The organism is Eikenella sp. NML070372, assembly GCF_001648415.1.
GTDB lineage: Bacteria > Pseudomonadota > Gammaproteobacteria > Burkholderiales > Neisseriaceae > Eikenella > Eikenella exigua.
The window spans coordinates 1-7357 of sequence record NZ_LXSN01000013.1 but is presented as its reverse complement, the minus strand read 5'-3'; the positions used below and the strand labels follow the sequence as shown (position 1 = coordinate 7357).

The 7357-nt window shown below is 56.5% G+C and carries 6 protein-coding genes and 1 pseudogene; 2 read left to right on the top strand and 5 right to left on the bottom strand.

Features of this window, described 5'->3' with window-relative positions; genetic code table 11:
• Window positions 1-154 precede the first annotated feature (154 nt).
• The 5 genes from A7P97_RS09495 to leuE all read right to left on the bottom strand — a co-directional run bounded on the left by A7P97_RS09495 (window position 155) and on the right by leuE (window position 5604).
• A complete protein-coding gene (locus tag A7P97_RS09495; RefSeq protein WP_067529309.1) occupies window positions 155-535 on the bottom strand; it encodes a site-specific integrase in 381 nt (126 codons plus the stop codon).
• A gap of 219 nt (window positions 536-754) precedes the next feature.
• Window positions 755-3964, bottom strand: a complete 3210-nt coding sequence (gene carB, locus A7P97_RS09490; RefSeq protein ID WP_067529308.1) for a carbamoyl-phosphate synthase large subunit — start codon at window positions 3962-3964, stop codon at window positions 755-757.
• Between the two features lie 18 nt (window positions 3965-3982).
• Window positions 3983-4201, bottom strand: coding sequence for a hypothetical protein (locus tag A7P97_RS09485; protein ID WP_125080466.1), 219 nt, complete (start codon window positions 4199-4201; stop codon window positions 3983-3985).
• Window positions 4202-4480: 279 nt separating this feature from the next.
• Complete coding sequence (locus tag A7P97_RS09480; protein ID WP_067529303.1) at window positions 4481-4822, bottom strand: hypothetical protein; 342 nt, start codon at window positions 4820-4822, stop codon at window positions 4481-4483.
• Between the two features lie 128 nt (window positions 4823-4950).
• Entirely contained in the window at window positions 4951-5604 is a 654-nt protein-coding gene (leuE, locus tag A7P97_RS09475; RefSeq protein WP_067529301.1) for a leucine efflux protein LeuE, read from the bottom strand.
• A 160-nt stretch (window positions 5605-5764) separates the two neighbouring features.
• Here leuE and yaaA point away from each other — a divergent pair, with 160 nt between their 5' ends.
• Entirely contained in the window at window positions 5765-6538 is a 774-nt protein-coding gene (gene yaaA, locus A7P97_RS09470) for a peroxide stress protein YaaA (RefSeq protein ID WP_067529311.1), read from the top strand.
• 596 nt (window positions 6539-7134) lie between these two features.
• Window positions 7135-7357: pseudogene (locus A7P97_RS10840) on the top strand (hypothetical protein); the annotation flags it as partial.

Below are 7357 nucleotides of genomic sequence, written 5' to 3'. Positions count from 1 at the left end.
CCGATTTGGCTATACCCTGCCCCAGGCTGCCCGAATTGTCGGGAACAACGGGCAAGGCAATGCTGCCGTGGGCGCTGGAAGTGGTGCATCTGTATAACGACTGTGCGGCACGGCATGACGGGTTGATTAAGGCGTGGCCACGCTAGTCCAGCATTTACGCAATATCCGCCATATCAGGGTGGTAGTACACATTGAGCAGTATTCTTAAATCCTGGTGGCCGCTGATTTTTGCCAGCACTTCAATCGGTACTTTTTTGGATAAACGTGTGGGAGCTTCGCGGTGGGTATCGTGAAAATGCAGGTCGATAATGCCGCAGTTATCCCGCGCCCGCCTAAATAACACGTCCAAACTTTTGGCATCCACGTTAAATACCCACACATCATCAATGCTGCGCAGTTGCTCGAGCAGTTCCAGCGCACGCTTGGATAATGGCACGTCTCGGCTGTCGCCGTTTTTGGTAATCTGTAGATGGGCAAGGCGGCGCGTGAAATCCACATCTGCCCATTTCAGGCCGCAAATTTTGCCTGCCCGCATGGCAGTTTCGATGGTGAATAGAACGGCAATGGCTACCCGTTGTACAATCAGTTCCGACTTGCCGTCCGGCTGATAATAAGAGAGCGGCGCAGATATTGGTAATCTCTTGTTCGGTTGGCCGCCTGGTTCTCTCTCTGCCTTTTTTCGGGTTGCTGATTTTGCGTACGAGGTTCTCGTGCGGCAGCCCCCATTCTTTCATGGCATGTTCGCAGATGCCGGCTAGCCTTTCAAGCGGGCATGTAAATCCTGCACGCTATACACACCGAGGAGGTTGAAGCTTTTCATCCCTTCGCTCATGGCTTCGCCACCGGCCACGGTGGTGTATTGCGGTACGCGTTGGGTGAGGGCGCTGCGGCGGATGCTGTGGCTGTCGGCGATGGATTGCGGGTTGCTGGCCACGGTGTTTACCACCAGCGCGATTTCGCCGTTTTTAATCGCGTCCACAATGTGCGGGCGGCCTTCGGGCACTTTGTTGACTGCCTGTACCACCACGCCGTGCTCTTTCAGGTAGCCTGCAGTACCGCGCGTGGCGCAGACGCCGTAGCCTAAGGCTTGGAAGTTTTGCGCGGTTTTCACGATAAGCGGCTTGTCTTCTTCGCGCACGGAAAGGAAGATTTTGCCGGTGGCGGGCATGCGTTCTCCTGCGCCGAGCTGGGCTTTGAGGTATGCTTCGCTAAAGGTCTCGCCTACGCCCATCACTTCGCCGGTGGAGCGCATTTCTGGGCCGAGAATGGTGTCCACGCCGGGGAATTTGATGAAGGGGAACACGGCTTCTTTAACGGCATAGAAATCGGGGACGACTTCTTTTTCCACGCCTTGCTTTTGCAGGGAAATGCCTGCCATGCAGCGCGCACCGACTTTGGCGAGCGGCACGCCGGTGGCTTTGGAGACGAAGGGAACGGTGCGGCTGGCGCGCGGGTTCACTTCCAACACGAACACTACGCCGTCCTGCACGGCAAACTGTACGTTCATCAGGCCGACCACGCCCAGCGCGTAGGCCATGGCTTTGGTTTGGCGGCGGATTTCGTCTTGGATTTCTTCGCTGAGCGAGTAAGGCGGCAGCGAGCAGCCGGAGTCGCCGGAGTGGATGCCTGCCTGTTCGACGTGCTGCATGATGCCGCCGATAACCACGTCTTTGCCGTCTGAAACACAGTCCACATCGACTTCAATCGCGTTATTCAGGAAGAAATCGAGCAACACGGGGCTGTCTTCGGATACCTGCACGGCTTCGCGCATGTATTTTTGCAGCTCTTCGGCGGAGTGGACGACCTGCATGGCGCGGCCGCCGAGGACGTAAGACGGGCGCACGACCAGCGGATAGCCGATTTCTTCGGCTTTGACGAGCGCTTCTTCCTCGTTATGGGCGATGCGGTTGGGCGGCTGGCGCAAGCCTAAGTCGTTCAACACTTTTTGGAAACGTTCGCGGTCTTCGGCGGCGTCGATGCTGTCGGCGGACGTGCCTATGATGTTCACGCCGTTTTCAACCAATGCGTTGGCGAGTTTGAGCGGGGTTTGACCGCCGTAATGCACAATCACGCCCCACGGGTCTTCGGTGCGGACGATTTCCAACACGTCTTCCAGCGTCAGCGGCTCGAAATACAGGCGGTCGCTGGTGTCGAAGTCGGTGGACACGGTTTCGGGGTTGCAGTTGACCATGATGGTTTCAAAACCGGATTCGCGCAGGGCAAGCGCGGCGTGAACGCAGCAGTAGTCAAACTCGATGCCCTGACCGATGCGGTTCGGTCCGCCGCCGAGAATCATCACTTTCTTACGGTCGGAAGGGCGCGCTTCGCATTCTTCTTCGTAAGTGGAATAGAGGTAGGCGGTTTCGGTGGCGAACTCGGCGGCGCAGGTATCGACGCGTTTATAGACAGGATGCAGCTTCAGCGCGTAGCGGTGTTCGCGCACTGCTTTTTCAGGTAGCCCTAAAAGCTGCGCGATGCGTTTGTCGGAGAAGCCTTTGCGTTTCAGACGGCGTAAGGCGGCGAAATCCAAATCTTGCAGGCAGCCTGCACTTACCTGCTGCTCTTCTTTCACCAAGTCTTCGATTTGCGCCAAGAACCAAGGGTCGATAGCGCAGATTTCGTGGATTTCTTCCAGCGTGAAGCCTGCGCGGAACGCGTCCGCCACAAACAGCATACGCTCAGGGCCGGGGTTCGCCAGTTCGCGGCGGATTTCGGCTTTGTCTTCGCTGCGCGGATTGAAGCCGCACAAGCCTGTTTCCAAGCCGCGCAGGGCTTTTTGGAAACTTTCCTGAATCGTACGTCCCATTGCCATTACTTCGCCCACCGATTTCATCTGTGTGGTCAGGCGGTCGTCTGCGGCAGGGAATTTTTCAAACGCAAAACGCGGGATTTTGGTTACGACATAGTCGATGGACGGCTCGAACGACGCGGGCGTTCTGCCGCCGGTGATGTCGTTGCGCAACTCGTCCAGCGTAAAGCCGACCGCCAGCTTCGCCGCCACCTTCGCAATCGGGAAGCCCGTCGCCTTGGAAGCCAGCGCGGACGAACGGCTCACGCGCGGGTTCATCTCAATCACAATCATCTCGCCGTTTTCAGGATTCACCGCAAACTGCACGTTCGAGCCGCCCGTATCCACGCCGATTTCGCGCAATACCGCCAACGAAGCATTACGCATGATTTGGTATTCCTTGTCCGTCAGCGTCTGCGCCGGCGCAACCGTAATCGAGTCGCCCGTATGCACACCCATCGGGTCGAAGTTTTCAATCGAACAAATAATGATGCAGTTGTCGTTCTTATCGCGCACCACTTCCATCTCGTACTCTTTCCAGCCGAGGACGGACTGCTCAATCAGCAACTCATGCGTAGGCGAAGCATCGAAACCGCGTTCGCAAATCGCCAAAAACTCGTCTTTATTGTAGGCAATGCCGCCGCCCGAACCGCCCATCGTGAAAGACGGGCGAATCAGCGTCGGGAAGCCGACCTGTTCCTGCGCCGCCAAGGCTTCGTTCATCGTGTGGCAGACAAAGGATTTCGGGCAGGAGAGGCCGATTTTCTCCATCGTCTCCTTAAAGCGGCCGCGGTCTTCCGCCTTGTCGATGGCGTCTTCCGTCGCGCCGATCAGCTCGACATTGTATTTCGCCAGCACGCCGTTGCGCGCCAAATCCAGCGCACAGTTCAGCGCGGTCTGACCGCCCATCGTGGGCAGAATCGCATCGGGTCGCTCTTTGGCGATAATCTTCTCCACCGTCTGCCACATAATCGGCTCGATGTAGGTGACATCCGCCATTTCAGGGTCGGTCATAATCGTGGCGGGGTTGGAGTTCACCAGAATGACTTTGTAGCCTTCTTCACGCAAAGCCTTGCAGGCCTGTGCGCCCGAGTAGTCAAATTCGCAGGCCTGACCGATGACGATAGGGCCGGCGCCGATGATAAGGATGGATTTTAGGTCGGTACGTTTGGGCATGGGTGGGGTCTCTATTTGTTAAAAGGTTTTATCTATCTGGAAAATATTTTCTGCTTCAACAGCAGTAGCGATACAAATTTTCATATTGCGTTCATCAGTTGTATAGAACAATTTGATTTCGCCATCATTATTGGGGAATTTTCTGATTAAATAATTTAATTTTCTAGTAGTGATGAATTTTTGAAATTCATCATAAGAAACTTTTACAAGATTTTCAGATATTCTCATCATATCCACTTTTAATATTCACTTTCTAACTAAATCTCAATACCGCTAGCAAGCCGTAGCCTGCATGTAGGGTGTGTGCGGTACGCACGCACGCGTTCTCCATTTTCCCGGCAACCCCAACCCACCGCGTGCGTGCCGCAAGGCACGCACCCTACTAATGGATTCAAAGAATGTTTGAATAGTCCTTGCTCCAAAAGGCTACCTGAAAATCGGCAAATCCTTTTTAGCTTCGCAGAAACTCGGCCTTGCTCTGCAAGACATCATTTTCAGGTAGCCTTTCTTTGGTGTTTAGCGGGAAATTAGGCTGACGGTGAAGTTGGTTTCGCCGCGTGCGTCTTCAAAGAGGCCGATGTTGTAGCGGTGGGCCTGGCCGCAGGCGCGGACGGTCCACACTTCGCGCACCTGCAGGCGGCCGTGCACTTTGTGGGCGCTGTTGATTTTGCTGTGTACGGATTCGATGTTGCGGCAGTTGAACGAGGCGGCTTCGGCGGTGCGCACGACTTTGAGCACGTCGTCGCGCAGGATGTTGTCGCTGCCGAAAGTGGCGCTTTCGCCGCTGAAGGCTTGGCTGCCGAGGCTGGAGCAGGCAGAAAGGGCGAGGGCGGAGAGGAGGGGGATGAGTTTGCGCATGAGGATTCCTTAAATTCGGCAAAGATGGGGCGCGAGGCCAAATGCCGCCAATTATACGGCAATCTGTTTTGCTTTTCAGGTAGCCTGAGCAGTTATTTCTATCTGAATGAGTCTACCTGAAACCGTAGCTAAAACCCAATTCCGGCCAGCCACAGGCTCACGGCGAAGCCGATAAAGAGCAGGCCGGTGGTGGCGGTGCAGGCGGTGGTAACGCGGCGGTGGCGGCGGAACAGGTTGGCGAGGCGGTGTCCGGCGAAAACGAGCAGGGTGAGGTAGCTGAAGCTGACGGTTTGCATAACCAGTGCCAGCAGCAGGAAGGAGAGGGCGGGGTGCGGATAGGCGGGATCGACGAACTGAACGAAAAACGACAGCAAAAACAGGATGGCTTTGGGGTTGGTGAGGCTGAGCAGCAGGGCGCGTTTGAAGATGTGCCCGGCGGGCGGGGTGGGCGGCAAACCGGCTGCCAAAACGGGCGGAGGGGCAAACCATTTGCGCAATGCGCCGCGCAAAAGGCCGAAGCCGATGTAGGCCAGATACAGGCCGCCGGCGAGCGTCATGGCGTGAAATAGGGCGGGATAGAGCTTGAGCACGGTGCCGGCGCCGAGTACAGTAAGCAGGATTAGCACTAAATCGCCCAGCAGCACGCCGAATACGGCGCGGTAGGCTTTGCGCGCGCCGTGTTGTGCGGCTACGGAGAGGCAAAACATGCTGTTCGGGCCGGGCATGATGATGAGGATGATGGTGCCGATCAGGTAGGAGAGGGGATTGATGATGCCGAACATGGTTTTCAGGTAGCCTTTTATGGAGGCGGCTATTTTAATGAGGCAGGCGGGGTGGAAGCTACCTGAAAACTATCGCGCCGATTTATTCCGCCGTTTGCCTGTTGCCCCGCAGGCGGCTAAACTGCCCGCCAATTTGCACCCCTTCATTAAAGAGAACGCTATGTTTTTCATCCTCTCGCCCGCTAAAAACCTAAACGAAACCGCCGCCGCGCCCACCAAGGAACACAGCCAGCCCGCGCTGCTTGAGCAGTCTGCCATCCTGATGGTGCAACTGCGCGAGCTGGCGCCGCAGGATTTGTCGGCGCTGATGGGCGTGTCGGACAAAATCGCCCGCCTCAACGCCGAGCGCAATGCGGCCTGGCAGCCGCCTTTCAGCCTGCAAAACGCCAAGCAGGCGGTGTATTTGTTTAACGGCGATGTGTATGAAGGCCTCGATGCCGAGAGCCTCGCCCCGCCGCAAATCGATTGGCTGCAAGGCCATGCCGGCCTGCTCTCCGGACTATACGGCCTGTTGCGCCCCTTAGATTTAATCCAGCCCTACCGTTTGGAAATGGGCACCAAGCTGGCCAACCCGCGCGGTAAGGATTTATACGCCTTCTGGGGCAGCCTGATTACCGAATTGCTGGCCGAACGCATGGCCGAGGCGCAAACCGATGTGCTGGTGAACCTGGCTTCGCAGGAATATTTTAAGGCCGTGCAGCCGGCCAAACTCGGCGGCCGCCTGATTACCCCCGTGTTCCAAGACGAGAAAAACGGCCGCTACAAAATCATCAGTTTCTATGCCAAACGCGCCCGCGGCCTGATGCTGCGCTATGCCGCCGAACGCGCCATCACCGAGCCGGAGCAGCTGCTGGATTTCAACAGCGAGGGCTACACCTTCTGCGCGGCGGCTTCTTCGGAAAACGAATGGGTGTTCCGGCGCGGCAAGCAGTGATGCGCGGCAGGCTGTGATGGGGAAGCGGAGGCTACCTGAAATTTGGGAATGCAGCCGGGGCGGCATTTTCGTTTTGGGCCGGTGTTTTCAGGTAGCCTTTTGTCGAGCCCACACTAATCGGCTTTGCTGTTTTCTTCTCCTTTGCCAACCGACAGCGGTGCATTGTTTTGCACCGCGTGCCGCCACATCAAGTAGGCTACCTGAAACCCAACCGGGCGTTTTCAGGTAGCCTGCTGGTATTTTGGGGAGAGTCCCTCGGCCGAATGTGGTTTTTATGTTACGTTTTTTCGCAGCGGCAACGCGGGGCTTGCTCGGCGCGTGAGGCCAGGTATTAAGCGGCTTTCGGGGCAACGGGTTGGGTGCCGGTTGAGTAATGTGCCAATTAAAAAAGGTGGCTAATTTGGCTGATTTGGCCGCCAGGGGAAATTATGGGTTTTTCAGCGGGCGATCAGGGTTTATAATCCGCCCAAAATTGAGTTGCGGTGCTGGCGCGCCGCGTGTGCGTAACAACGTATAGCTAAAATCATTTTTCGTTGCTGTTCAATAAATTATGGCAGAAAAGGTTTTGGCTATACGCCTTTTTGAAAGGAACCGAAATGAGTTCTTTCGATGGTAGTTCTGCTGCGGCGGTGGCCGCGGCGCCCGCACCGGCTTCTTCCGGCAGCACCAAAGTGCGTCGTCATTTAAAGTCGCGCCATCTTTCGATGATCGCCATCGGCGGCAGCATCGGCACCGGCCTGTTTATGGCCAGCGGCAGCGCCATCCATATGGCAGGCCCGGGCGGCGCATTGGTGGCTTATGCCGCCATCGGCCTGATGG

Bases quoted from the DNA above. Each gene is read 5' to 3' on its own strand.
- A7P97_RS09495 (WP_067529309.1), bottom strand. From the start codon at position 535: ATGCGGGCAGGCAAAATTTGCGGCCTGAAATGGGCAGATGTGGATTTC.
- carB (WP_067529308.1), bottom strand. From the start codon at position 3,964: ATGCCCAAACGTACCGACCTAAAATCCATCCTTATCATCGGCGCCGGC.
- A7P97_RS09480 (WP_067529303.1), bottom strand. From the start codon at position 4,822: ATGCGCAAACTCATCCCCCTCCTCTCCGCCCTCGCCCTTTCTGCCTGC.
- leuE (WP_067529301.1), bottom strand. From the start codon at position 5,604: ATGTTCGGCATCATCAATCCCCTCTCCTACCTGATCGGCACCATCATC.
- yaaA (WP_067529311.1), top strand. From the start codon at position 5,765: ATGTTTTTCATCCTCTCGCCCGCTAAAAACCTAAACGAAACCGCCGCC.